This is a genomic window from Streptomyces polygonati (assembly GCF_042650325.1).
GTDB lineage: Bacteria > Actinomycetota > Actinomycetes > Streptomycetales > Streptomycetaceae > Actinacidiphila > Actinacidiphila polygonati.
Genome location: NZ_JBHSBB010000022.1, coordinates 35,156 through 57,542, shown reverse-complemented (window position 1 = coordinate 57,542; position 22,387 = coordinate 35,156). Strand labels below are relative to the sequence as shown.

The following is a 22,387-nucleotide window of genomic DNA, read 5'->3' as shown; positions in this document are numbered from 1 at the left end:
ATTTTGAGACAACCGGCGATCCGGTCCGTATGTCCCGGTGAGCGCCGCTGAGGCGCCGTACCTCGCACCTACGGGAAGTCTCATGATCCTCTCCAACCGCGGCCGGATGGCCACCGGAGCCGTATTCGCCGCGTCCCTGGCCCTGTCCCTGTCGGCCTGCATGTCCTCGTCCGGGTCGTCGGCCTCCTCCTCTTCCTCGCCGTCCGCCCCGTCCTCGCCCTCCTCGCCCTCCCCGGCGGCGCCCGCCGCGGGCGGCTCGGCCTCCGGCGCGACCGGGGTGCACACCGTGTCCGACGCCACACTCGGCACGATCGTGGTGAACGGCAAGGGCTTCACGCTCTACCGCTTCGACATGGACACCAACAAGCCCCCGGCCTCGCACTGCACCGGCCAGTGCACCGCGCTGTGGCCGGCCGCGCCCGCCTCCGACGCCGCCATGGTCCAGGGCGTGAACCAGAAGCTGCTGGGCTCCATAACCGGCACGGACGGCCAGAAGCAGCTCACCCTGAACGGCTGGCCGCTCTACACCTACGCCCAGGACAGCAAGGCCGGCGACACCAACGGCCAGGGCGTCGGCGGCATCTGGTGGGCGGTGACCCCGGCCGGCGCCAAGGCGTCGTCGTCCTCGGCGGGCTCCTCCTCGACCACGTCCTCGACCACCGGCTCGGGTTCGAGCGGCGGATCGTACGGCTACTGATGTCCCGGACCGCTACACGCGAACTCGACCGCAGGCGGCAGGTAGGGCAGGATGCCGCCGTGGACGGATCTCCCGGACCGCCGGAACCGCCGGAACCCCTGGAACCCCAGGAAGCGGTGCCGGAGGAAGACATGATGCGGGCGCTGTACCGCGAACACGCCAGTGCGCTGTTCGCGTACGTGCTCCGGCTGGTCGCGGGCGACCGCTTCCTGGCCGAGGACATCGTGCAGGAGACGCTGCTGCGGGCCTGGAAGAGCGCGGCCAGCCTCGACCCGGCGGCCCGCAGCCTGCGGCCCTGGCTGGTGACGGTGGCCCGGCGGATCGTGATCGACGGCCACCGCAGCAAGCAGTCCCGTCCGCAGGAGACCTCCCCCGCCGCCCTGGAGCAGCTTCCGGCCCAGGACGAGCTGGAGCGCTCACTGCGCCTGATGACCATCTCGGACGCCTTGCAGGACCTGTCGGCGGCCCACCGGGAAGCTCTTGTCCAGACCTACTTCCGGGGCCGTACGGTGAATGAGGCGGCCGACGAACTGGGACTCCCGGCCGGCACCGTCCGGTCCCGGGTCTTCTACGCACTGCGCGCTCTGCGGAACGCGCTGGAGGAGAGAGGGGTGACCACCTCATGAACCCGCATGTCGATGTGGGCGCCTATCTGCTCGGGGCGCTGGAGGACGACGAGATGACCAGGTTCGAGGAGCATCTGACCGACTGCGAAGAGTGCGGTGTGCAGCTGGACGAGCTGATGGGCGTGGTCCCGGTGCTCGAAGAGCTGCGCGGGGACGGCATCGGCTTCGTGGAACCACCCGGTGACGCGCTGCTGGACCGGCTGCTGCGGCAGGTGGCCGGCGAGCGCCGGACCCGCGGGCGGCGCCGGCTGGTGGCGGTGGCAGTGGCGGCGGTGCTGGTGGTCGGCGGTCCCACCGTCGCGGTGCTCGCCACCGACAGCGGCGGCCACACCACCCGCCCGATCGCGCAGGCCACCTTCTCGGCCGACCAGCACTCCGCCAGCAATCCCGCCACCGGGGCCTCCGCCGTGGTGGGGCTCACGGACAAGGGCTGGGGCAGCGTGGTCGACCTGAAGCTGACCGGAGTGAGCGGCCCGCTCACCTGCAGCCTGGTCGCGGTCGGCAAGGACGGCAGCCACCAGACGGTCGCCACCTGGTCCGTCCCCGACGCCGGCTACGGCACCGACGCGCATCGCAAGCCGCTCATCGTGCACGGCGCCTCCGGGCTGCACGAGTCCGCGATCAACCACTTCGACGTCCGCACCTCGGCTGGAAACCTGCTGGTCAGCGTGCCGACCTAGGATCGGCGGCGGGACATCCCACCCGGCGGTGCCGCAGCCCGCCGGCGCCGCCGACACGGGACCGACACCGGGCCGACACGGCTCCGTACTGACCTGGGGCGGCGCTGTCGGCGGTATGTCGGCGCTGCGTCGGTGGACCCCGGCATGGTGGTGCCCATGACGACGCGACTGACTGACGACAGTGGGACCGCCGCCGTCGAGGTACGGGGTCTGGTCAAGCACTACGGCGCGACCAAGGCCCTCGACGGGGTGGATCTGGAGGTACGCCAGGGCACGGTCCTCGGCGTGCTCGGCCCGAACGGGGCCGGTAAGACGACGCTGGTACGCGTGCTCTCGACGCTGGTCCGGCCGGACGCCGGCAGCGCCCGGGTGGCCGGCTACGACGTACTGCGACAGCCACGGCAACTGCGCCGGGTGATCGGCCTGACCGGGCAGTACGCCTCGGTGGACGAGAAGCTGTCCGGCCGGGAGAACCTCTACATGATCGGCCGGCTGCTGGACCTGTCCCGCGGCGCGGCCCGGGCCAGGGCGGACGAGCTGCTGGAGCGGTTCTCGCTGACCGAGGCGGCCAAACGGCCCGCGATGCAGTACTCCGGCGGTATGCGCCGCCGGCTGGACCTGGCCGCGAGCATGATCGGGCAGCCGGCGGTGCTCTACCTGGACGAGCCGACCACGGGCCTGGATCCCCGTACCCGCAACGAGGTGTGGACCGAGGTGCGGCGGATGGTCACCGAGGGCGCGACCGTGCTGCTCACCACCCAGTACATGGAGGAGGCCGAGCACCTCGCCGACGAGCTGACGGTGATCGACCGCGGCCGGGTGATCGCCAACGGCCGGGTCGCGGAGCTCAAGGCCAAGGTGGGCGGGCGCACCCTGCAGATCACGCCGTCCGACAAGGCGCAGACGGCGGCGATGGCCGCCGCGATCGGCGCCGCCCGGCTCGACGGGGTGGCGGGCGCGCACGCCGACGAGGCCGAGGGCGTGGTGAGTGTGCCGATCCTCAGTGATGAGCAGCTGACCGCCGTGGTGGGCCTGCTGGGCGCGCACGGCTTCGGCATCGCCGGTATCGGCACCCATCTGCCCAGCCTGGACGAGGTGTTCCTGGCGATCACCGGCCAGAAGGCCGACGGCGGCAAGGGCGCGGACCCGGCCACGGCCGCGGGCGGCGACACGGACGCGGACATGGAGGGCGGGACCCCCGCCCTGGAGAAGAAGCACGAAGTGGAGGTCAGGGTATGAGCGCCGCGACAGCGACGGTTTCCGCGTCCGCCGGCCGGGCCGCGGTGGCCGGCGAGGGCCGGATCGGCCTGCGGGCCAATCTGCGGCACATCGGCGCGCTGGCGCGCCGCAACATGCTCCAGATCAAGCAGGACCCGGAGTCGATGTTCGACGCCCTGCTGATGCCGGTGATCTTCACCCTGCTGTTCGTCTACGTCTTCGGCGGCGCGGTCTCCGGCAAGGGCAATCAGCACGCGTATGTGAACTACGTCGTCCCCGGCCTGATGGCGATGATGGGCATGAACATCGCCCAGGCGGTCGGCACCGGGATCAACGACGACTTCAAGAAGGGGGTCATGGACCGGTTCCGGACGATGCCGATCGCCCGGTCGTCGGTCCTGATCGCCAAGATCGTGGTCGAGGTCGGCCGGATGATGATCGCCACCACGATCCTGCTGGGGATGGGCTTCGCGCTCGGGCTGAGCATCAAGACCGATGTGCCGCACCTGCTGGCGGCGATCGCGTTGTCGACGGTGTTCGGCGCCTCACTGATGTGGATCTTCATACTGCTGGGGCTGACCATGAAGACGCCCCAGGCCGTCCAGGGGGTGGCCCTGCTCGTGCTGATGCCGCTGCAGTTCGGAAGCTCGATCTTCGCCAAGCCCACCACGATGCCGGGCTGGCTGGAGGGATTCACCAAGGTCAATCCGCTGTCGAATCTGGCGGACGCGGCCCGGGCGCTGATCAACGGCGGTCCGGTGGCCCACTCGGTCTGGGTCACCCTGGCCTGGGCGGTCGGCATCACCGTGGTGACGGCGCCGCTGGCGGTGGCGCGCTTCCGCAAGAAGACCTGAGGGCCGGGGAACGGGCCACCCGGGCCGGGTCCGGCGGTCAGTCCATGTCACGCATCAGGGCGAAGGCCTCCTCGAAGGGGAGCCCTTCGCCCTCGGCGTACTCGGCGTCGAAGACTTCTTCGCCCAGCAGGGCCCGCAGCAATGCGATGTCCTCGTCCAGTTCCCGCTGTTCGGCGGGCGGGATCGCGGACGGGCGCAGCCGGTCGTGGGCGCCCACGAGGGCCGCGGCGCGGCGGAGCCTGCGGTGGTTCCGGCCGTCCCGGTCGGCCTGACGCGGGGGAGCGCCGTCCGGGGCGCCAAGCATGCGCAGCAGCCGTATCCCGGCCGGGGCGAGCAGGACCGCCAGCCGCGGGGTGATCACATTGGTCAGCGGATGGTCGGCCAGCTCGTCCAGGCCTTCGGAGAGCAGGGCGAGACCCTGCTCCGGTTCGCCCAGCTTGCCGAGCAGGGCGCCCTTGACGCCCCTCAGCATGCCGCCGACGAAGCCGGGGATGCCCGGCCCCGCGTTCTCGTTGCGCCGCATGGTCTCATCGATCAGCTCCAGCGCCTCGGCGGCGTCGTCGTGGCGGCCGAGCGCGCCGACGAGCAGGATCTTGCCGAAGAAGGAGGCACCGTCACTGGTCGACCCGAAGCGCTCGGCGTCCTCGATGCCTTCGTGCAGCAGCCGTACGCCCTCGTCCCACTCGCCGCAGTTGATCAGGGCGTCGCCCATCCGGACGGTGAGATTGGGGACATGCTGGTGCGAGCCGATCCGGCGGGCCAGCGCGATGCCCTGGACGCAGCACTCGACGGCGCGCGGCCAGTCGCCCGCGTTGCCGGCCGCCTCCGCCTCGGCCGACAGGGTCTCGGCCATCCCCCACTCGTCGCCCAGCCGCTCGAACAGCCGCCGGCTCTCGCTGATGTCCCGGAAGGCCTCCTGCCGGCGCTCCCGCACATCGTTGTTCACCTTCGCCCGCAGTTGCAGGGCGTAGGCGAGTTCCCAGGTCCGGTCGTAGGCGCGGCAGCACGCGACCGTCTCGTCCAGCAGGAGGTGCAGCCGGTCGAACTCGCCGGAGAAGAAGGCGCCGTAGGCGCGCAGGATGCCGGGAACCCGGGCGGACTGCGGCAGATGCGGCGGGTAACTGTCGATCAGCGCCTTGCCGATCCGCATCAGGGCCGGGTCGGTCCACCACTCGCCCTCGCCGTCCCGGGAGGCCAGGTCGATGAACCGGGCGTGGCGGCGGGCCTCCAGCAGCCGCTCGCCCCGGAGCGGCGGCGGGTCCTCCAGCGGACCGCGTTCCACCGGCACCAGGTTGGGCGGCTCCGCGAACGGGTCGGGGGCCATCGCGGACACCGTGCCCGGCCAGTAGCGGCGCTCCGAGGCGTAATTGCGCACCTCCCAGAACCAGTTGCAGCCCAGCACCAGCATCAGTGCTTCCTGCTCGTCCCCGGCGGCCACCGCCCGCCGCAGCGCGGCCCGCAGATTCTCGTGTTCCGTCTCCAGCCGGTCGAACCAGACGAGTTGCTGCGTGCCGCGCAGCAACGGGTCGGCGGTGCGGGCGTATTCACGGAAGTACGCGATGTGCCGCCGCTCGACGGCGGGGCGTTCACCGGTCGCGTCCAGCCGCTCGGCCGCGTACTCGTGAATGGTCTCCAGCATGCGGTAACGGGCGCCGCCGGCGGTGAGGTCGGCGAGGACGAGTGACTTGTCCACCAGGGAGGAGAGCAGGGCGGCGGCGTCCGGGGCGTCGATCCGGTCGGCGGCGGGATCGGCGGGGCTTTCAGGAGCCGGGGCGGCCGGGGCGGCCCGGGTGTCCGGCGGGTCGGCGCAGATCGCCTCGGCGGCTTCCAGGGTCCAGCCGCCCCGGAAGACGGCGAGGCGGCGCAGCAGGACGCGCTCGGGCGGGTCGAGGAGGTCCCAGGACCAGTCCACCACGGCCCGCAGCGTCTGCTGGCGCGGCAGCAGCGTGCGGCTGCCGCCGGTGAGCAGCCGGAAGCGGTCGTCCAGGCGGTCGGCGAGCTGCCGCGGCGACATGCTCCGCAGCCGGGCCGCGGCCAGCTCGATGGCCAGCGGCAGCCCGTCCAGCCGGCGGCACAGCTCGGCGCAGGCCACCGGATCGTCCTCGACGGAGAAGCCGGGCCGGGCGGCGGCCCCCCGGTCGGCCAGCAGCCGCAGCGCGGGCGGGTCCGGGAGCGGGTCCAGCGGGCGTACCAACTCCCCCGGTACGCCCAGGGGTTCACGGCTGGTGGCGAGGACGGAAACGCCTGGGCAGCTGGCCAGCAGCAGCTCGGTGAGGGTCGCGGCGGCGTCGATCACATGCTCGCAGTTGTCCAGCACCAGCAGCAGGTCGCGGCCCGCGCAGTAGTCGGCGAGCTGCCGGGCCGGGTCCTTCGCCTTGGTCTCGGCGGCTATCGCGGCCTCGGCGGCGCTGCCGGTGTGCAGCAGGGTGTCGCGCAGGCCCAGTGAGCTGATCACGGCCTCCGGCAGTGTGCGCGGGTCGCTCACCGGCGCGAGTTCGGCGTACCAGACGCCGTCCGCCCACCGCCCGGCCACCCGGTCCCCGGCCTCCTGCGACAACCGGGTCTTCCCGGTCCCGCCGGGCCCGGTGATCGTCACCAGCCGGGCCCGCCCCAAGTCGCCTTCCACCGCGGCGAGATCGGCCTCCCGCCCGACAAAGCTCGTCAGCCGCGCCCGCCCGTTCCCGGGCAACCGCCCACCCCCACCACCCGCACCCCGCCTCCCGGCGCCGCCCTCCTGCCCCGCCGGACCACCCGCCCCGCCGACCGGCCCCGCGGCCCCGACCCCGGACGCGTCTCCGTCGACAGCGACGCCCCGGCCGGCGCTGGACCAGTAGCCGCCAGCGGGCGCGCCTTGCCCGGCGCCGGACCGGTCGCCGTCGGCAGTTGCGTTCCGGCCCGGGGCGGGCGGGCAGCCGCCGGCCGTGCCACGCCCGGTCCCCGGCGGCTGGCCACCGACCGCGCCGCCCCGCGTCGGCTCGCCCTCAGCGGGGCCGCCCTGGCCGGCCCCGGCGCCAGCCGGAGACCCACCGACTCCATCCCGCCTGGCCCCCGCCGGCCAGTCTTCGGCGGCGCCGCCTCGCTCCGGCCGGGCGCCGATGGGGCCACGCCCGCCGGGCCCGCCCGCCCCGGTGCCAGCCGGAGACCCGCCGGCCTCGGCGCCACTGCCGCCGCTGCCGCCGGGCGGCGGCAGCGGCGCCGGGGCCAGCAGTTCCGCGTGCAGCATGCGCAGCTCCACGCTCGGGTCGGTGCCGAGGCGGTCGGCGAGGTCGCGGCGGACCGCCTCGTACGCGGCGAGGGCGTCGGCGGTGCGGCCCGCGGCGCGCAGCGCGCGGATGTGGAGGGCGCGGAGCGGCTCGTCCAGCGGGTGGCCGGCGGCCAGCTCGGCGAGTTCGGGGAGGATCTGGCCGGCCCGGCCGAGGCGGAGTTCGGCGGTGAGCCGGTGGCGCCGCGCGTCGAGGCGGTGCGCCTCGACGCGCACCGCGGCCGTACCCCGGTCCGGGAGGTCCGCCAGGGCCGGCCCGCGCCAGAGGGCCAGCGCGTCGCCGAGCAGGCCGGACGCCTTGACCGGGTCGCCGTCGCCCAGCGCCCGCGCCCCCTCCTCGGCGAGCCGCTCGAAGCGGTAGAGGTCCACCTCGTCCCTGGCGACCTCCAGCCGGTAGCCGCCGTCGACCGAGGCGACCGCCTCGTGCCCGATGGCCCGCCGCAGCCGTCCGACCAGTGCCTGGAGCGCCCCGGTCGGGCCGGCCGGCGGATCGCCGTCCCAGACTTCCCCGATGAGTGTCTCCGCGCCCACCACCCGGCCGGGCCGCAGCGCGAGCGCCGTCAGCAGTGCGCGCAGCCGCCCGCCCGCGAGCGTGGCGGGCGTACCGTCGTCGCGGAGGGCCTGGGTGGTGCCGAGGATCGCATAGCGCACCGCCCCATTCTTACGGAGTACGCGCCCCCCGCGCGCCCCGGTTACCCATCGGCGGAACACCACCCGCTCGCTGTGCGTTTTCCGGGCAGCGCCTGTGCCGGCAACGCCGCGGGTGGCATGATCGGGCGGCTGGGCCCATCTCCCGGCCCGTCCCCCCGTACACCGGTCACTCGTCCCCGCACCATGCCCCAGCAGGAGCCAGTCCCATGAGCGTCATCCAGATGCGTCGCGCGCGCAGCAGCGGCGGCGACAGCCGTGTCAGCCCGATCTTCCTCGGCATCGTCGCGGTGATGGTCGTCTCGGGCTGGGCGGTGTGGTCCGATTTCGCCGCCGACAGCCGCTTCGCGGTGTTCCTGTTCGTGGTGTCCGGCTGGGTCGTCTCGCTGTGCCTGCACGAATACGCGCACGCCCGCACCGCCCTGCACAGCGGCGACACCTCGATCGGCGAGAAGGGTTATCTGACCCTGAACCCGCTGAAGTACACGCACGCGCTGCTGTCGATCGTGCTGCCGGTGCTGTTCCTGCTCATGGGCGGGATCGGCCTGCCCGGTGGCGCGGTCTTCATCGAGCGGAACCGCATCCGCGGCCGGCTGAAGCACAGCCTGATCTCGGCGGCGGGCCCGCTGACCAACGTGCTGTTCGGGGTGCTGCTGATGCTGCCGTTCGCGCTCGGCGCGGCGGACGGCTGGCCGATCGAGTTCCAGTCGGCGCTGGCCTTCCTGGCGATGCTCCAGGTGACCGCGGCGCTGCTGAATTTCCTGCCGGTGCCGGGCCTGGACGGCTACGGGGTGGTAGAGCCGTGGCTGTCGTACGACATCAAGCGCCAGGTGGCGCCGTTCGCGCCGTTCGGGCTGCTGGCGGTCTTCGGGATCCTGTACATCCAGTCGGTCAATGTGAAGTTCTTCGAGCTGATCTACACGATCGTCGGCTGGTTCGGCGTGCGCCAGGAGTTCGTCCAGTACGGCGACTTCCTGTTCCGCTTCTGGCAGCGCTGAGCCGCTGCTGAGCCACTCCCCCGAGGCGGCGGCGGCCCGGTCCTCAGCGGGCGTTCGCCGGGTCCGCGTCCGCCTTCGCCTTGCGCCGGTAGTACCACCACATGTTGCTGGTCAGCCCGGCGAAGAGGATCCAGACGATGCCCAGCAGGCTGCCGTTGACGAAGGACACCACCGCGGCGGCGACCGCCAGCAGGCAGATGACGAGGGCGAAGACGGCGAGGCGGGGCATGGGTGGCGTGGCTCCTGTCCGGACGCGTACGGCGTTGCGTCCGGACATTGTCCCCCATGCCCCGCGCCGCTCACCGCGGTGCCCGGCCGGGCACCGGCAGGGGCCTCGGCAGGGCCCCCGGCTCAGACGTCGGTGACCCGCAAGCCCGCGTGCGCCTTGTACCGGCGGTTGATCGAGATCAGGTTGGCGACGAGCGACTCGACCTGGTGGGCGTTGCGCAGCCGCCCGGCGAAGACACCGCGCATACCCCGGATCCGTCCGGCCAGCGCCTGCACGATGTCGGTGTCCGCGCGGGACTCGCCCAGCACCATCACATCGATGTCGATCTCGTCGATCTCCGCGTTCTGCAGCAGCGGGGCCGACAGGTGGTGGAAGGCGGCGGTGACCCGGGAGTCCGGCAGCAGCGCGGCGGCCTGCTCGGCGGCGCTGCCCTCCTCGACGGTGAGCGGGTAGGCGCCCTTCTTGTCGAAGCCGAGCGGGTTCACGCAGTCCACCACCAGCTTGCCGGCCAGCTCCTCGCGCAGCGTCTCCAGCAGCTTGGCGTGGCCTTCCCACGGCACCGCGACGATCACGATGTCGCTGCGGCGGGCACACTCGGCGTTGTCGGCGCCCTCGACGCCGTGGCCGAGTTCGGCGGCGGCGCTCTGCGCCCGGTCGGCGGCGCGGGAGCCGATGATCACCCGCTGGCCGGCCCGGCCCAGCCGGTAGGCGAGGCCGCGGCCCTGGTCGCCGGTGCCGCCGAGGACGCCCACCACCAGGCCGGACACATCGGGCAGATCGCGCGGATCCTTGGCCGGAGTCTTGGCGGGGGCCTTGTCGGGAGCGGTCTTGCCATCGTCAGCGTCAGTCATACGGGTGATCCTGCCAGGTCGTACGGGAGTCGTACCGGAGCCCCGGACAGCTCGGCGCGCAGCCGCGCAGAATAACCGGAAAATACTTTGCCCGACCGGCCCCGAGCAGGGAGCATGCGGCCACGTGACCGACGCTCCCCCCGATCCCCCGCCGCCAGCAGCTCCGCCGTCCTCCCGGGGGCACGCGCTGCTGCCCGATCTGACCCCGTGGCGGACCTCGCGCGACTTCCGCCTGATGTGGCTCGCGGGGGTGATCACCACCTTCGGCAGCTTTCTGACGGTGGTGGCGCTGCCGGTGCAGCTGAAGGACCTCACCGGCTCGGCGGCGGCGGTCGGCGCGATCGGCGCGGTCCAGCTGGTGCCGCTGATCGTCTTCGGGCTCTACGGCGGCGCGCTCGCCGACGCGATGGACCGCAAGCTGCTGATCAACGCCACCGAGGCGGCGCAGGGCCTGATCGCCGTCGCCCTGCTGGTGAACACGCTGCTGCCGCATCCGATGGTCTGGCCGCTGTATGTGATGGCCGCGCTGTCCAGCGCGCTGGTCGGGCTCCAGCGGCCGGCGCTGGACGCGATCGTGCAGCGGATAGTGCCGCGCGACCAGCTCGCCGCGGCGGCCTCGCTCAACGCGCTGCGCTGGCAGGTCGGCGCGATCGCGGGCCCGTCGGTGGCCGGTCTGGTCATCGCCTGGGCCGGTCTGAGCTGGGCCTACGCCGCCGATACGGTGACCTTCGCCATCTCGGTCTGCCTCGGCCTCGGCCTGCGGCGCTCCCCGGCCGCACACGACGCGCAGCCGCCCTCGCTGAGCGCCATCGCCGAGGGCGCGCGCTACGCCTGGGGCCGCAAGGAGCTGCTCGGCACCTACGCGATCGACCTGGCCGCGATGTTCTTCGCCTATCCGGTGGCGATCTTCCCCTTCCTCGCGGACGACCTGCACGCCCCCTGGTCCCTCGGCCTGATGTACGCGGCCGGCTCGGTGGGTTCCCTGCTGGTCAGCCTGACCAGCGGCTGGTCCTCCCGGGTGCACCGGCACGGGCGGATGGTGGTGCTGGCGGCGGCCGGCTGGGGCGCGGCGATGGCCTGCGCGGGCTGGGCCGGGAAGATCTGGCTGGTGCTGCTCTGCCTGGCGGTGGCCGGCGGCCTGGACATGATCAGCGGCATCGGCCGCTCCACGATGTGGAACCAGACGATCCCGGACGAGTTGCGCGGCCGGCTCGCCGGGATCGAGGTCCTGTCCTACTCGGTGGGGCCCCAGCTCGGTCAGGTCCGCTCCGGCGGGGTGGCCGCGATCAGCTCCACCCGTGTCTCGGTCTGGTCCGGCGGCCTGGCCTGTGTCGCCGCGGTCGGCATGCTGGCGGCGGCCCTCCCGGCCCTGATGCGCTACGACGCCCGCCCGGCCCCGAGCGACCCGGCCGTCGGCGCCGGCGAACGTCGAGTCGCCCTGTAGGGGGCGGCCGGTCGGCGGCTACTTGTCCTCGTCGGTGGGGGCGCCGCGGTCGTGCCAGCGGGGGTCGGTGTCCCATGCGTGGTTGCGTTCGGCGGCGGCCTCCATCGCGCGCTGGGCCTCGGCGCGGGAGGGGTAGGGGCCGAAGCGGTCCTTGGCGGGACAGTCGGGGCCCTCCTCGACGGTCTTGTGCTCGATGCAGTAGAACCACTCTCCGGGCTTGCCGGCCGGCTTGCGGGCCTTGAACAGGGCCATGGTCGTCCTCCGAAGGTGATCAGGCGGGTGTCCCTGCCGCCAGCTTGCCCCGAGGAGCGCCGATACACTCGTCGGTATGTCTGGTCAGTCGCTGCTCGTCCCCGGGAAACTGTCGCCCACCCGGCCGGTGCCCGCCTCGATTCCGCGCCCCGAGTACGTGGGGAAGCCGGGTCCTACGCCGTACACGGGACCGGAGGTGCAGGACGAGGAGACGATCGGGAAGATGCGGATCGCCTCCCGGATCGCCGCCCAGGCGATGGAGGAGGCGGCGAAGGCCATCGCGCCCGGGGTGACCACCGACGAACTGGACCGGATCGCCCACGAGTTCATGGTGGACCACCAGGCGTACCCGTCGGACCTGGGCTACCGGGGGTTCCCGAAGTCGCTGTGCACCTCGCTCAATGAGGTGATCTGCCACGGCATCCCGGACTCGACGGTGCTGCGGGACGGCGACATCGTGAACCTGGACGTGACCGCGTTCATCCACGGGGTGCACGGCGACTGCAACGCCACCTATTTCGTCGGCGACGTGGCCGAGGAGTCACGGCTGCTGGTGGAGCGCACCCGCGAGTCGCTGGACCGGGCGATCAAGGCGGTGCGTCCGGGGCGGCAGATCAATGTGATCGGCCGGGTCATCGAGTCGTACGCCAAGCGCTTCGGCTACGGCGTGGTACGGGACTTCACCGGGCACGGCATCAACACCTCCTTCCACTCCGGGCTGATCATCCCGCACTACGACGATCCGCGGGCGACCACGGTGATGCGGGCCGGCATGACCTTCACCATCGAGCCGATGCTGACGCTGGGCACCCACGAGTACGACCTGTGGGAGGACGGGTGGACGGTGGTCACCAAGGACCGCAAGCGCACCGCCCAGTTCGAACACACGCTGGTGGTCACCGCGGACGGCGCCGAGGTCCTGACGCTGCCGTGACCGGCTCCCGATAGGGTGGCCGCGTTTTTCCGCGTGCTCGCGCCGTGCGCGTGACCGCGATTCCGCGTGGACGTGAGGGGGGCCGGCACGGCATGATCCGCCGCAGGTTGTGCTCGGGGGCCGCGGCCCTGGCACTGGCCGTGCCGCTGGCCGGCTGTGTGACGGTGCACGGCGAGCGCGCGAGCATCCCGTCGGTGCGGCCGGCCGAGGCGGCCCGGGTGCTGGCGCACTTCGCCGCGGTCAGCAACGCGGCGGCCAGGGCGTACGACCCCGCGCCGGTCACCGGGATCGAGGCGGGGCCGCTGGGCGCGATCGACGAGGCGGGTCTGCGGGCCAACCACGCGGTCCGACCGGCCGGCGATGCCGCGTACGCCCCGCTGGTCTTCTCCGACCCGCGGTTTCTGATACCCCGTCAGATCGGCTGGCCGAAGTTCTTCGTCGCGGACACCGCCGTCAATCGCGGTACGGACGCGCGCTGGCTGCTGGTCTTCCGCCGGGCCGCAGCGGACCGGCCCTGGAAGGCGGACTTCCTGGCGGCACCGGCGGCCGGCGCGCTGCCCGCGATGGCCGCCGACCGGCACGGGAACGCGGTGGCGGTACCGGCGGCCGGCACCGATCTGCTGGTGCAGCCGGGGCAGGCGGCGGCCTCGTACGCCGACTACCTCCAGCAGGGCGCCGGGGCCGTCTTCGCCGGGGGTCCGTCCACCTCGGAGCTGCGGGCGGCGCGGGAGGAGCACGCGCGGACCCCGGACTCGGTCACGCAGTACGCCGACCAGCCGGCCCAGGGCGGCGACTTCGACCCGGTGGCGCTGCGGACGAAGGACGGCGGCGCGCTGGTCTTCTTCGGCACCCGTCACCAGTCCCGCGCGACCTACCGGGCCGGCCACCGGCTGGCGATCGACCCGGACACCCAGGCGCTGATGACCGGCACGCCGCGTACCTCGGTGACGCTGTCCACGGTGGGCCAGCAGCTGGTGGCGGTGCCGAGGGCCGGGGGGACGGCCCAGGTGGCGTTCCTCAGCCGGATCATCGGGCTGGTCGGCGCGAAGGGCGCGTGAGGCGCGTGAGGCGCGTAAGGCGCTGCCCCGGGCTCAGCGGCCCCAGGCGACGGACTCGGTCTCGCTCTCGTAGCCGAACTGCGCGCACGCGTCGCTGAGGATGTCCAGCACCGGCAGCGGGTCGGGCAGCGGCAGGTCGGGGCCGTGCTCGGGCAGCCAGCTCATGATGCCGCCGGAGGGCAGCCGGGCCGGGGGCAGCAGGACGTAGCTGCCGCGGCAGTGCCAGCGGATGCCCGGGTGCTCGTCGGCGGTCTCGGGGTGGCAGTCCAGCTCGCAGGGCCACCACTCCTCCTCGTCGACCGGCGTACGGGTGGCGGTGAAGAACAGCAGCCGGTCCTCTTCCTGCGCGGCGACCGGGCCGAGGGTGGCGGCGTCGGCGGTGAGCCGCTCCAGCGCGAGGCGGCCCGCCTCGGCGGGGACGTCCAGCACGTCGTGGCTGATGCCGGTGGCGGTGATGAAATTGGCCAGCGGCTGCGTGCGCAGCCACTGGCCGATGCGTTCGGGTTCGGTGCTGGCCTGGGTCTGCCAGGCCAGGGAGACCGGATGCAGCCCCGGGATGGGACAGCCGATCCGGTCGCAGGAACAGCCGAAGCCCTCGGGATACACGGCGGGCGCGAGCGGCAGGCCGGCCTCGGCGGCGGCGGTGATCAGCTCGTCGCGGTGCGCGGTGACCAGGGCCTGGCGGGCGTCGCGGGCGCGCGAGCCGCGGGTTTCCTTGGGGGGGCGGGCGAAATCGTGGGTGAAGCCGCGGGCAGAACCTGACGCACCATCCGTACGGCCTCGCAGCCAGCCGGACAACCTGTTCCTGCCTGCCATCGAACTCCTTCCCTCGCCCCCGGGCCGTCTCCGGACCGTCCCTGTACACGGTACGCGGACGGTGGGGGTCATCCTTCCTCTTGACGGGAATGAACACCCGCCGGGGGTGGAACTCTTCCCGCGGACCCTTTCCGACACGGCGTCGGGAAACCATTGACCGCGGTCTGTCCGAGTTGCGAGGATCGGGCGGACGGCACCGCCCGGAACCACTCCCCTGCCACCCCGGAGGTTCTCCTTGACGCCGCCGCCCTTCTCCACGGTCATCCGCACCGCGAGCCGTGACCGGCACACCGAGGCGGAGAACTCCGCGTTCATGGGGGACCTGCTCGGGGGCCGGCTCGGCGTGGAGGCGTACGCGCGCTACACGGAGCAGCTCTGGTTCGTCTACCGCGCCCTGGAGGACGGTGCCCGGGCCCTGGCGGGCGACCCGGTGGCCGGGCCCTTCCTGCGGCCCGAGCTCTTCCGGCTCCCCGAGCTCGAACGTGATCTCGACCACTTGCTGGGCGCCGGCTGGTCCTCCCGGGCGGTCCCGCTGCCCGCCACGGCCCGCTACGCCGACCGGGTCACCGAGGTCGCCGGCGGCTGGCCGGCCGGTTACGTCGCCCACCACTACACCCGCTACCTCGGCGACCTCTCCGGCGGCCAGCTGATCCGCGACATCGCCGAGAAGACCTGGGGCTTCCGCCGCAAGGGCGACGGCGTCCGCTTCTACGTCTTCGAGGCGATCCCCAACCCGGCCGCCTTCAAGCGCGAGTACCGCGCCCTCCTGGACGACCTCGCGGTGGGGGCGGAGGAGCGCGAGCGGGTCCTCACGGAGTGCGCCACCGCTTTCGAGCTGAACACGTCCGTCTTCGCGGACCTCGCGGTGGCGGTGACCGGGGCGCCCTCTCGTCCCGGACCCTCCCGGGGCTGACGGCGCGCGGGGGCGGCGAGGGGCGCCGGGGCGCATCAGCGCGCCCCGCCGAGCGGGGCGGGCGTGCCGCACAATGCAAGGAAGACCCCGTGGTCTCCGGTCGGGCCGATCGTCCGGCCGGGGAGGCGGGGTCCCCGGGAAGGAACAGGAAGCCTCACACCCTTCGAGGAGCCCACCTTGCGCAGAGCGACGCCCCGTAGGTATCTGATGTGTCCGCCGACACACTTCCAGGTGACGTACCGGATCAATCCGTGGATGGACCCGGCCAAGCCGGTGGACCGGGTGCTCGCCGTCTTCCAGTGGGAGGAGCTGCGGGACCGCTACCGGGCGCTGGGGCACACCGTGGAGGTGCTCGACCCGCTGCCGGAGCTGCCGGACATGGTCTTCGCGGCGAACGGCGCCACCGTGGTGGGCGGCCGGGTGCTGGGCGCGCGGTTCGCCAACCCGGAGCGGACCGAGGAGGCGCCCGCCCACCTCGCGTGGTTCCGCGCGAACGGCTTCGGCGACGTCCGCGAACCCGAGCACGTGAACGAGGGCGAGGGGGACTTCGCCGTCACCGCGTCGTGGATCCTGGCCGGCCAGGGCTTCCGCAGCAGCCCGCTCGCGCACGACGAGGCGCAGGTGTTCTTCGGCCGCCCGGTGATCAGCCTGGAGCTGACCGACCCGCGCTACTACCACCTGGACACCGCGCTGGCGGTGCTGGACGACGCCGGCGACGAGATCATGTACTACCCGGGCGCCTTCTCCCCCACCAGCCGCGACGTACTGGCCCGGCTCTTCCCCGACGCGCTGCTGGCCACCGCCGAGGACGCCGCCGTCCTCGGCCTGAACGCGGTCAGCGACGGCCGCAACGTCCTGCTCCCCCGAGCGGCCCGCGGTCTGCGCGACCCGCTGCGGGCCCGCGGCTTCGAACCGGTCCCGATGGACGTCTCCGAGCTGCACAAGGCCGGCGGCAGCGTGAAGTGCTGCACCCAGGAACTGCGCCCGGCCGCTCGATAGGCCACGTCGGCTCCCCCCGCCGGGGGCGGGCCCCATAGGGTGCCGCCATGCCCTCCGTGACCCACGCTTCGTACGACGCCGTGATCGTCGGCGGCGGCCACAACGGCCTGGTCGCCGCCGCCTATCTGGCCCGCGCCGGACAGCGGGTGCTGCTGCTGGAGCGGCTGCCCGTGACCGGCGGGGCCGCGGTGTCCACCCGGGCCTTCGCCGGGGTGGACGCCCGGCTGTCCCGCTACTCGTACCTGGTGAGCCTGCTGCCCCGGAAGATCGTGGCCGACCTCGGCCTGCGGTTCGCGGTGCGGCGCCGCCGGATCTCCTCGTACAGCCCGCGCGGCGACGGCGGGCTGCTGGTGGACGCCGAGGACACGGGCCGCACCCGCGAGCAGTTCGTCCGGCTCACCGGCTCGGACCGGGACTTCGAGGCGTGGCAGCGGTTCTACGGCATGACCCGCCGCGTCGCAGAGCGCGTCTTCCCGACCCTCACCGGCCCGCTGCCGACCCGCGCCGAACTGGAGCGCCGGATCGGCGACCCGGCCGCCTGGGAGGCGCTGTTCGAACGGCCGCTCGGCGAGACGGTGGAACGGGAGTTCGCCGACGACCTGGTGCGCGGAGTGGTCCTCACCGACGCGCTGATCGGCACCTTCACCCACGCCCACGACCCCTCGCTGCGCCAGAACCGCTGCTTCCTCTACCACGTGATCGGCGGCGGCACCGGCGACTGGGACGTGCCGGTCGGCGGCATGGGCGCGCTCACCGACGCGCTGGCGGACGCGGCCCGCGCGGCCGGGGCGGAGATCGTCACCGGCGCGGAGGTCACCTCGATCGCGACCGACGGCGTGCACGCGGAGGTGGTCTACGGCGAGGACGGCCGTACCGTCGGCGCCCGGCACGTCCTGGTCAACGCGGCCCCGTACACCCTGGCCGGACTGCTCGGCCGGCAGCCCCCGCCCCGCCCGGAGGGCGCCCAGCTCAAGGTCAACATGCTGCTGCGGCGGCTGCCCCGGCTGCGCGACGCCTCGGTGGACCCCCGGGAGGCCTTCGGCGGCACCTTCCACATCGGCGAGTCGTACGCGCGGTTGCAGACCGCCTACGACCAGGCCGCCGCCGGCCGGCTGCCGGACGCGCCGCCGTCGGAGATCTACTGCCACAGCCTGACCGACCCGTCGATCCTCTCCCCCGAACTGGCCGCGAGCGGCGCGCACACCCTGACCCTGTTCGGACTGCACACGCCCGCCCGCCTGTTCGAGCGCGACCCACGGGGCGCCAAGGACGCGCTGCTCAAGGCCACCCTGGCGCAACTGGACGCGGTGCTGGCCGAGCCGATCGCGGACTGCCTGGCGCTCGACGCGGACGGCCGGCCCTGCCTGGAGGCGAAGTCGCCCCTCGACCTGGAACGCGAGGTGGGGCTGCCCGGCGGCCACATCTTCCACCACGACCTGTCGTGGCCCTTCGTCTCGGACGGGCCGGATACCGGCCGTTGGGGCGTCGGCACCGGGTATGCGAACGTCTATCTCTGCGGCGCGGGCGCGGCCCGCGGCGGCGGAGTCAGCGGTGTCCCCGGCCACAACGCGGCGATGGCGGTACTGGAGAAGGCATGATGACCCACAGGCCCAGGATCATTCACCACAAGGACGGCACTCGCCGGACCATCGGCCGGCAATGGCGCCGCGGCGGCAGCAAATGGCACACCCTCGCCAAGGACGGCGACCTGCCCGAGCAGCGCCGCATCACCGCCGACGTCGTCGTGGACTGCGCAGTGTACGAGGACGGTTGCCGGGTCGCCTCGATCCCGCCGCAGGAGGCGCTGACCGAGGCCAGGAAGCGGCCGGGCGGCTTCGCCTGGATCGGCCTGCACGAGCCGGAGCACGAGCATCTCGCCGAGATCGCCGAGGTGTTCGGCCTGCACCCGCTGGCGGTGGAGGACGCGGTGCAGGCGCATCAGCGGCCCAAGCTGGAGCGCTACGGCGAGACGCTGTTCCTGGTGCTCAAGACGATCGTGTTCGTCGAGCACGAGAAGCTCACCGCGACCAGCGAGGTGGTCGACACCGGCGAGGTGATGATCTTCCTGGGCGCGGACTTCGTGGTGGTCGTACGGCACGGCAGCGCGCCGGGACTGTCCCGGGTCCGCCGCGCCCTGGAGAACCGCCCCGACCTCCTCGTCCACGGCCCGGCGGCCGTCCTGCACGCCATCACCGACCAGGTGGTGGACGACTACCTGGACGTGGCCGACGCGGTGGAACTCGACGTCGAGGAGATGGAGTCCGACGTCTTCTCCGCCGCCCACGGCGACGACGCGGAGCGGATCTACCAGCTCAAGCGCGAACTCATCGAGTTCAAGCGGGCGGTGCACCCGATGGCCCGGCCGCTCCAGCGGCTCAGCGAGGAGACCGACACGCTGATCGGCGCGGAGATCGGCCGCTACTTCCGCGATGTGGCGGACCACCTGTCCCAGGTGCGGGAGCGGCTGGCGAGCTACAGCGAGCTGGTGGACGGCCTGCTGGCGGCGAATCTCAGCCAACTGGCGGTGCAGCAGAACGTGGACATGCGGCGGATCAGCGCGGCGGCCGCGATCCTGGCCATCCCGACGATGATCGCCGGCTTCTACGGCATGAACTTCCAGCACATGCCCGAGCTCCGCTGGACCTTCGGCTACCCCCTCATGCTGGGCGTCACGGCCACCCTCTCCGCCCTCTGCTACCGCGCCTTCCGCCGCTACGGCTGGCTGTAGGCCCTCTTTTTGCCGCCTTCTCGGCGGTCCGTTTCATCTGACGCCCGACGGCTCGCCGGTAGCCAGCGAGCCGAAGGGCGCGCCGGTGTCGAAAGGAAGAACGCGCGGAGGTCCTGAGGAACGAAGGACCGAGCACGATCGACCGTCGACACCGGGTCTAAGCGCCCGGAGGCGAGAGGGCGGCAAAAAAAGGGAAAGGGCGGCACCCTCACGCCCGACGGCACCCACGAAACAGCACCCCCACGCTGGGCGGCGCCCACGAACCGGCCCTGCCCCCCTTCACCCCTCCCCCCACTCGTCCCCCCAGTCCGCGTCACGGGCCGCCCGGTAGAGCGGCCCGTGGCGTTTGGTGACCGTGGCGCGGGTGAGGGCCTCGTCGCGGGTGCAGAGGTCCAGGAGGACCAGGCCCTTGCGGATCTGGGGGTGGCGGACGACGCGGTTCGGGGCCGGGGCGGCGGGGACGGCGGCCGGGCGTACCGCCGCCACGTAGCAGAACTTCTCGTCCTCGTAGGGCAGGGTGCCGCCCTTCATCTGCCGGTGCAGGGAGGTGCGGGGCACCCGGGCGGCGAAGTGGCACCAGTCGGCGCCGGCCACCGGGCAGGCCGAATCGTGCGGGCAGGGCGCGAGTACGGTCAGGCCGGCCGCGATCAGCCGCTCGCGGGCCTCGGCGATCCGGGCGAAGCCGTCGGGGGTGCCGGGCTCGGCGATCACCAGGGCGCCGCGGCTGGCGGCGGCCGCGGCGTCGATCAGGGCGGTCCGGTCGGCGGGGGTGAGCTCGCCGATCACGTACGAGACGGTGATCAGGTCGGCCTCGGGGAGCCGGGCGGTGCCGAGCGGCGCCCTGGTCCACTCGGCGGCGCGTACCGCGGCGGCTTCGGCGTGCCGGGCGAGCCGGCGGCCGAGGTCGAGGGCGGGCTGCGACCAGTCCAGCACCGTACTGGTGTGCTCGGCGGGCGCGTCGGCGAAGGCCTCCGCCACCGCCCAGGTCGCCGCGCCGGTGCCGCCGCCGAGGTCCAGGTGGGTGGCCGGCGCCCAGTCCCCGGCCCGGTCGCGCAGCGCGTCCAGCGCCGAGCGGACGGCGGCGTAGGTGGCGGGCATGCGGTACGCGGCGTAGGCCGCCGCGTCCGCGGCGTCGCGCAGGATGGGCGCGGCGGTCGGGGTCGCGCCCCGGTAGTTCTCGATCAGCCGCTCGACCTGCGGCTGGGCGCGGCTCGGCGCCGTGGCGTGCAGCTGGTCGGTGAGCGCGTCGCGCAGATCGTCGGGGAGGGGCACGGTGGGCACAAGCCCCAACTGTAAGGGGCGGGCCCAATTGAGCGGCACCCCCTACATCCATAACCCCCAGAAGCGCCATAGTTGCGTGAACTCGGTCATAACATCGGCGCGAATCTGTGCAATCCGCAGCGGAAGACCACCCGGTTGGCCTAACGTTCGCAGATGTCAGGGCGAGTCCAGTGCTTGGGGAAGTGCTGGAACGCTCAGTAGGTCGCGATGTGCCATGGGGGGTCCATGCGGCGTGTCGGAGCAAACCCGGTGATACCGGGCATGTCCACAACGATGGAGAGCGAGCCAAGACCAGTGCGGAGTCCCGCTCCGCACCCCTTCGAGACCAGGGCATCGGGTACAACCGATGCCCTTGGCGTGCCCGGCCGCTATCGGAAAAGGCAGCGGCGCAGGCACGGCAAGCACAGTGTGCACCGGGCACACAGCACGTACGGCGACAAGGCGGGCTGGTATCTGCCGCTGGCCGTCGCCGTGGACGCCCTCGGGACGGGCGTTCCGGTCCTGGAGATCCTGCGGCACACCGGCCAGCCGCATCCGCTGGAGTGCGCCCTGGTCGTGGCGGCCCTGTGGCCGTCCGTCCGCGCGCTACGCCGGCGGTACGCGGCCGACGTACTCGGTGAGACCCGCGGTGTTCTCGCCGCGCTCAGCGACTGGCTGGTGCTCCTCGGGGTGCTGGCGATGCTGCGCACCGCGTGCGGCGAGATCGTCAGACCGGTGGTGGCCCTGGCCGGGGTGGCGCTCGCGCCGCTGCTGACGATGGCCGCCAGCAATCTGTCCCAGCGCCATCTCATCTCGGCCCGCCGTTCGGCGCAGGCGGTCCGGAAGGTGCTGGTGATCGGTGAGCCGAGCACCGCCGACCATGTGGTGGGGCACCTCGCGGGGCGCACCGACCACGCGTACGTGGTGGTCGGGGTCGTGCCGGTGGGCAACGCCAAGCTGGAGTGCGGGGCCCCCGTCACCGCGCGGCTCGGCTCGGTGGACCCGGAGAACATCACCGAGGACGCCTCCCGGGTGCTCGGCGCGGCCCGCGAGCACCACGCGGAGCTGGTCCTGGTGTCGCCGGGACCGCGGTTGTCCGCGGACCGGCTGCGCAGGCTCTGCTGGGCGCTGCACGACGCGAAGGTGCCGGTGGCGATACTGCCGGGGCTGATCGATGTCGCGGTACGCCGGGTGCAACTGGACGCGCCCGCCGGGCTCGCCATGCTGCACATAGCGCCGCCGCTGCGCCGCGGCCTGCAAGTGGGCCTGAAGTCCCTGGTGGACCGGCTCGGGGCCGCCTTCGGGCTGATGCTGCTGGCGCCGATGTTCGCGGTGGTGGCGCTGGCGATCCGGTGCACCTCGCCGGGGCCGGTGTTCTACAAGCAGACCCGGTACGGGCAGAACTGCACGCCGTTCCTGATGTGGAAATTCCGCACCATGGTCGTCGACGCGGATGCGCGCAAGGCGGACCTGGAGAGCACGGGTGCCAACGAGAACGACGGCCTGATGTTCAAGATGCGCCGCGACCCCCGGGTGACCCGGGTCGGCCGGGTGCTGCGCCGCTACTCGCTCGACGAGCTTCCCCAGCTGGTCAACGTGATGCGCGGCGAGATGTCCCTGGTCGGACCGCGACCGCCGCTGCCCGACGAGGTGGCGCGCTACGACAAGGTCGAGGTGCGGCGGCTGGCCGTCAAGCCCGGCATCACCGGGCTGTGGCAGGTCAGTGGCCGCAGTGACCTGTCGTGGGACGAGACCGTCAGGCTCGACCTCCGCTACGTCGACAACTGGTCCTTCACCGCGGACGTCGATGTCATGGCCCGCACCCTGCGGGCCGTGGTCGACGGGCGCGGGGCGTACTGACCGCTGCCGCGTAGGTCCGACCGCACCACCGGACCGGTCCGCCCCCGGACAACCGATGAG

The 22,387-nt window shown here is 73.0% G+C and carries 20 protein-coding genes; 14 read left to right on the top strand and 6 right to left on the bottom strand.

The window, feature by feature from the left end; translation table 11 throughout:
* Positions 1-82 precede the first annotated feature (82 nt).
* The 5 genes from ACFO3J_RS27735 to ACFO3J_RS27715 all read left to right on the top strand — a co-directional run bounded on the left by ACFO3J_RS27735 (position 83) and on the right by ACFO3J_RS27715 (position 4,075).
* Positions 83-697 carry a COG4315 family predicted lipoprotein gene (locus tag ACFO3J_RS27735; protein WP_386434835.1) on the top strand — a complete coding sequence of 205 codons (615 nt, stop codon included), beginning with the start codon at positions 83-85 and terminating at the stop codon, positions 695-697.
* 131 nt (positions 698-828) lie between these two features.
* Complete coding sequence (locus ACFO3J_RS27730) at positions 829-1,323, top strand: sigma-70 family RNA polymerase sigma factor (protein WP_386435017.1); 495 nt, start codon at positions 829-831, stop codon at positions 1,321-1,323.
* Complete coding sequence (locus ACFO3J_RS27725) at positions 1,320-2,003, top strand: anti-sigma factor family protein (RefSeq protein WP_386434832.1); 684 nt, start codon at positions 1,320-1,322, stop codon at positions 2,001-2,003. The genes ACFO3J_RS27730 and ACFO3J_RS27725 overlap by 4 nt, the downstream gene beginning before the upstream one ends.
* 156 nt (positions 2,004-2,159) lie before the next feature.
* Positions 2,160-3,242, top strand: coding sequence for an ATP-binding cassette domain-containing protein (locus ACFO3J_RS27720; protein ID WP_386434829.1), 1,083 nt, complete (start codon positions 2,160-2,162; stop codon positions 3,240-3,242).
* A complete protein-coding gene (locus ACFO3J_RS27715) occupies positions 3,239-4,075 on the top strand; it encodes an ABC transporter permease (RefSeq protein WP_386434826.1) in 837 nt (278 codons plus the stop codon). The genes ACFO3J_RS27720 and ACFO3J_RS27715 overlap by 4 nt, the downstream gene beginning before the upstream one ends.
* Before the next feature lie 37 nt (positions 4,076-4,112).
* Here ACFO3J_RS27715 and ACFO3J_RS27710 read toward each other — a convergent pair whose 3' ends face one another.
* The gene (locus ACFO3J_RS27710) at positions 4,113-7,988 is read right to left on the bottom strand and encodes an AfsR/SARP family transcriptional regulator (protein WP_386434823.1); all 3,876 of its coding nucleotides are present in this window, start codon (positions 7,986-7,988) and stop codon (positions 4,113-4,115) included.
* A 221-nt stretch (positions 7,989-8,209) separates the two neighbouring features.
* On the opposite strand from ACFO3J_RS27710, the gene ACFO3J_RS27705 reads away from it, so the two are divergent.
* Positions 8,210-8,983, top strand: a complete 774-nt coding sequence (locus tag ACFO3J_RS27705; RefSeq protein ID WP_386435014.1) for a site-2 protease family protein — start codon at positions 8,210-8,212, stop codon at positions 8,981-8,983.
* A gap of 43 nt (positions 8,984-9,026) precedes the next feature.
* On the opposite strand, the gene ACFO3J_RS27700 is transcribed toward ACFO3J_RS27705, so the two are convergent.
* Positions 9,027-9,212, bottom strand: a complete 186-nt coding sequence (locus tag ACFO3J_RS27700) for a hypothetical protein (protein WP_386434820.1) — start codon at positions 9,210-9,212, stop codon at positions 9,027-9,029.
* Positions 9,213-9,334: 122 nt separating this feature from the next.
* Complete coding sequence (gene npdG / locus ACFO3J_RS27695) at positions 9,335-10,063, bottom strand: NADPH-dependent F420 reductase (RefSeq protein WP_386434817.1); 729 nt, start codon at positions 10,061-10,063, stop codon at positions 9,335-9,337.
* Positions 10,064-10,187: 124 nt separating this feature from the next.
* Between npdG and ACFO3J_RS27690 the strand changes: the two genes are divergently transcribed.
* The gene (locus tag ACFO3J_RS27690; protein WP_386434814.1) at positions 10,188-11,507 is read left to right on the top strand and encodes an MFS transporter; all 1,320 of its coding nucleotides are present in this window, start codon (positions 10,188-10,190) and stop codon (positions 11,505-11,507) included.
* 18 nt (positions 11,508-11,525) lie between these two features.
* Here ACFO3J_RS27690 and ACFO3J_RS27685 read toward each other — a convergent pair whose 3' ends face one another.
* A complete protein-coding gene (locus ACFO3J_RS27685; RefSeq protein ID WP_386434811.1) occupies positions 11,526-11,759 on the bottom strand; it encodes a hypothetical protein in 234 nt (77 codons plus the stop codon).
* Between the two features lie 76 nt (positions 11,760-11,835).
* Between ACFO3J_RS27685 and map the strand changes: the two genes are divergently transcribed.
* A complete protein-coding gene (gene map, locus ACFO3J_RS27680) occupies positions 11,836-12,693 on the top strand; it encodes a type I methionyl aminopeptidase (RefSeq protein WP_386434808.1) in 858 nt (285 codons plus the stop codon).
* A 92-nt stretch (positions 12,694-12,785) separates the two neighbouring features.
* Positions 12,786-13,751 (top strand): hypothetical protein, encoded by a 966-nt coding sequence (locus ACFO3J_RS27675; RefSeq protein WP_386434806.1) that lies wholly within the window; start codon positions 12,786-12,788, stop codon positions 13,749-13,751.
* Positions 13,752-13,784: 33 nt separating this feature from the next.
* Here ACFO3J_RS27675 and ACFO3J_RS27670 read toward each other — a convergent pair whose 3' ends face one another.
* The gene (locus ACFO3J_RS27670) at positions 13,785-14,567 is read right to left on the bottom strand and encodes a bifunctional DNA primase/polymerase (RefSeq protein WP_386434803.1); all 783 of its coding nucleotides are present in this window, start codon (positions 14,565-14,567) and stop codon (positions 13,785-13,787) included.
* A 235-nt stretch (positions 14,568-14,802) separates the two neighbouring features.
* On the opposite strand from ACFO3J_RS27670, the gene ACFO3J_RS27665 reads away from it, so the two are divergent.
* The 4 genes from ACFO3J_RS27665 to corA all read left to right on the top strand — a co-directional run bounded on the left by ACFO3J_RS27665 (position 14,803) and on the right by corA (position 19,207).
* Positions 14,803-15,480: a biliverdin-producing heme oxygenase gene (locus ACFO3J_RS27665; RefSeq protein ID WP_386434800.1), complete on the top strand. Its 678-nt coding sequence runs from the start codon at positions 14,803-14,805 to the stop codon at positions 15,478-15,480.
* A 177-nt stretch (positions 15,481-15,657) separates the two neighbouring features.
* Positions 15,658-16,479: a dimethylargininase gene (gene ddaH / locus ACFO3J_RS27660; RefSeq protein WP_386434797.1), complete on the top strand. Its 822-nt coding sequence runs from the start codon at positions 15,658-15,660 to the stop codon at positions 16,477-16,479.
* Between the two features lie 47 nt (positions 16,480-16,526).
* The gene (locus ACFO3J_RS27655) at positions 16,527-18,077 is read left to right on the top strand and encodes a phytoene desaturase family protein (protein ID WP_386434794.1); all 1,551 of its coding nucleotides are present in this window, start codon (positions 16,527-16,529) and stop codon (positions 18,075-18,077) included.
* Positions 18,074-19,207: a magnesium/cobalt transporter CorA gene (gene corA / locus ACFO3J_RS27650; RefSeq protein WP_386434791.1), complete on the top strand. Its 1,134-nt coding sequence runs from the start codon at positions 18,074-18,076 to the stop codon at positions 19,205-19,207. Before ACFO3J_RS27655 ends, corA begins: the two co-directional genes overlap by 4 nt.
* 279 nt (positions 19,208-19,486) lie before the next feature.
* Here the strand turns inward: corA and ACFO3J_RS27645 are convergent, their stop codons facing one another.
* Positions 19,487-20,497 carry a small ribosomal subunit Rsm22 family protein gene (locus ACFO3J_RS27645; RefSeq protein WP_386435013.1) on the bottom strand — a complete coding sequence of 337 codons (1,011 nt, stop codon included), beginning with the start codon at positions 20,495-20,497 and terminating at the stop codon, positions 19,487-19,489.
* Positions 20,498-20,845: 348 nt separating this feature from the next.
* Here ACFO3J_RS27645 and ACFO3J_RS27640 point away from each other — a divergent pair, with 348 nt between their 5' ends.
* A complete protein-coding gene (locus tag ACFO3J_RS27640; RefSeq protein ID WP_386434788.1) occupies positions 20,846-22,327 on the top strand; it encodes a sugar transferase in 1,482 nt (493 codons plus the stop codon).
* The last annotated feature ends 60 nt before the right edge of the window (positions 22,328-22,387 follow it).

Excerpts from the sequence above, each read along its gene's own strand:
- ACFO3J_RS27685 (WP_386434811.1), bottom strand. The coding sequence starts at position 11,759 with ATGGCCCTGTTCAAGGCCCGCAAGCCGGCCGGCAAGCCCGGAGAGTGG.
- ACFO3J_RS27725 (WP_386434832.1), top strand. The coding sequence starts at position 1,320 with ATGAACCCGCATGTCGATGTGGGCGCCTATCTGCTCGGGGCGCTGGAG.
- ACFO3J_RS27735 (WP_386434835.1), top strand. The coding sequence starts at position 83 with ATGATCCTCTCCAACCGCGGCCGGATGGCCACCGGAGCCGTATTCGCC.
- ACFO3J_RS27655 (WP_386434794.1), top strand. The coding sequence starts at position 16,527 with ATGCCCTCCGTGACCCACGCTTCGTACGACGCCGTGATCGTCGGCGGC.
- map (WP_386434808.1), top strand. The coding sequence starts at position 11,836 with ATGTCTGGTCAGTCGCTGCTCGTCCCCGGGAAACTGTCGCCCACCCGG.
- ACFO3J_RS27700 (WP_386434820.1), bottom strand. The coding sequence starts at position 9,212 with ATGCCCCGCCTCGCCGTCTTCGCCCTCGTCATCTGCCTGCTGGCGGTC.
- ACFO3J_RS27720 (WP_386434829.1), top strand. The coding sequence starts at position 2,160 with ATGACGACGCGACTGACTGACGACAGTGGGACCGCCGCCGTCGAGGTA.
- ACFO3J_RS27675 (WP_386434806.1), top strand. The coding sequence starts at position 12,786 with ATGATCCGCCGCAGGTTGTGCTCGGGGGCCGCGGCCCTGGCACTGGCC.
- ACFO3J_RS27715 (WP_386434826.1), top strand. The coding sequence starts at position 3,239 with ATGAGCGCCGCGACAGCGACGGTTTCCGCGTCCGCCGGCCGGGCCGCG.
- ACFO3J_RS27670 (WP_386434803.1), bottom strand. The coding sequence starts at position 14,567 with ATGGCAGGCAGGAACAGGTTGTCCGGCTGGCTGCGAGGCCGTACGGAT.
- ACFO3J_RS27705 (WP_386435014.1), top strand. The coding sequence starts at position 8,210 with ATGCGTCGCGCGCGCAGCAGCGGCGGCGACAGCCGTGTCAGCCCGATC.
- ACFO3J_RS27730 (WP_386435017.1), top strand. The coding sequence starts at position 829 with ATGATGCGGGCGCTGTACCGCGAACACGCCAGTGCGCTGTTCGCGTAC.
- npdG (WP_386434817.1), bottom strand. The coding sequence starts at position 10,063 with ATGACTGACGCTGACGATGGCAAGACCGCTCCCGACAAGGCCCCCGCC.
- corA (WP_386434791.1), top strand. The coding sequence starts at position 18,074 with ATGATGACCCACAGGCCCAGGATCATTCACCACAAGGACGGCACTCGC.